Below are 1,675 nucleotides of genomic sequence, written 5' to 3'. Positions count from 1 at the left end.
CCTCGCGCTTTCATGAGCGTGCTCGTCCATGCCTTGATCAAATAAGCGGAGAGTGCCTCTGACCTGCAACGATGGGACTTGTCTAGGGTCCTGTTGGCTGCACAGAAAGAAGCACTCTCCAGGTGAGCAAGCGTATCGGGTTGTACCCGCGTGTCCGCGTCGAGGGCGGCGGCAGCGGGGTGGTCTCGCAGGCCGGGGCGGTGCTGCTGGTCGAGACGGTCCGCAAGTCCGGCCTGGACGGTGCGATATCGGCGGCAATGGCGCCGTGGCGCAAGCCGCGGACGGTGCACGACCCGGGCAAGGTCCTGCTGGATATCGCGCTCGCGACGGCTCTGGGCGGGGACTGCCTGGCCGATGTCGCCATGCTGCGGGCCGAGCCCGACGTGTTCGGCCCGGTGGCGTCCGACCCGACGGTCTCCCGTCTCGTCGACGCCCTCGCCGCAGCCGGACCGAAGGCTCTCACCGCGATCCGCACGGCGCGAGCCGAAGTACGCACGCGGGTCTGGGAGTTGGCCGGTGAAGACAGTCCGGCCGCCGACGGCAGCGTGATCGTGGACATCGACGGCGTGCTGGTCCTCGCGCACTCCGAGAAGCAGGACGCCACCGCGACCTGGAAGAAGACCTTCGGCCATCACCCGCTCGTCGCGTTCGTCGACCACGGCCCGGCCGGGTCCGGAGAACCGGTGGCCGCCCTGCTGCGGCCCGGCAACGCAGGCTCCAACACCGCCACCGACCACATCGAAACCACCCAACTCGCCCTGGCCCAACTGCCCAAACACCTGCGGCGGGGACGCCGGACACTGATCCGCACCGACTCCGCCGGCGGCACCCACGCCTTCCTCGACTGGGTCTCCAAGCCGGGCCGGTGGCTGTCGTATTCCGTCGGAATGACCATCACCGATGCCATCCACCAGGCCATCTTGAAGATCCCGAAGAAGGCGTGGACGCCGGCCTACGACGCTGGCGGCACCGAGCGGCCCGGTGCCTGGGTCGCGGAGATCACCGACATGCCCGACCTGAGCACCTGGCCCAAGGGCATGCGGCTGATCGTCCGCAAGGAACGCCCGCACCCCGGCGCCCAGTTGCGCTTCACCGACCTCGACGGGCTGCGGCTGACCTGCTTCGCGACCAACACCCAACGCGGCCAGCTCGCCGACCTCGAACTGCGCCACCGACGGCGAGCCCGCTGCGAGGACCGCATCCGAAACGCCCGCGACACCGGCCTGCGCAACCTGCCCCTGCACGACACAGCCCAGAACCGGATCTGGCTGGAGATCGTCTCCCTCGCTCTCGACCTCCTCGCCTGGATGCCGATGCTCGCCCTGACCGGCAAGACCCGCCGCTGGGAACCCAAGAAGTTCCGCCTGCGGCTGTTCTCCGCCGCCGCCCACCTCGTGAACACCGGCCGCCGCCGCTGGCTCCGCTTCACTACGCGGTGGCCCTGGACCGACGAGATCACCCGGGCAATCGACCGGCTCAATGCCTTGCCGAGCCCCGGCTGACCAGCCACACCGACCGCCCCAACAATCCGCACCACCACCGGGAAAGTGGAACCCGGCGCCCACCCGACGCGACAACCGGGCCGTCAACCTGCCCCAGCCCGGAAAGAACCGCACCTCGCAAACACAGAGTCCCCGTCAGCACACCGACGAGGACTCATGAACGATCGAGGCTA

1 protein-coding gene is annotated in these 1,675 nt (G+C 69.1%); it reads left to right on the top strand.

Annotated elements, in window-relative coordinates:
• Positions 1-122 precede the first annotated feature (122 nt).
• Positions 123-1,502, top strand: a complete 1,380-nt coding sequence (locus QMK28_RS33890; RefSeq protein ID WP_326443535.1) for an IS1380 family transposase — start codon at positions 123-125, stop codon at positions 1,500-1,502.
• Positions 1,503-1,675: the final 173 nt, after the last annotated feature.

This window comes from Streptomyces sp. H27-D2, from assembly GCF_035828615.1.
Taxonomy (GTDB): Bacteria; Actinomycetota; Actinomycetes; order Streptomycetales; family Streptomycetaceae; genus Streptomyces.
This window is presented reverse-complemented; position numbering and strand designations above follow the sequence as displayed.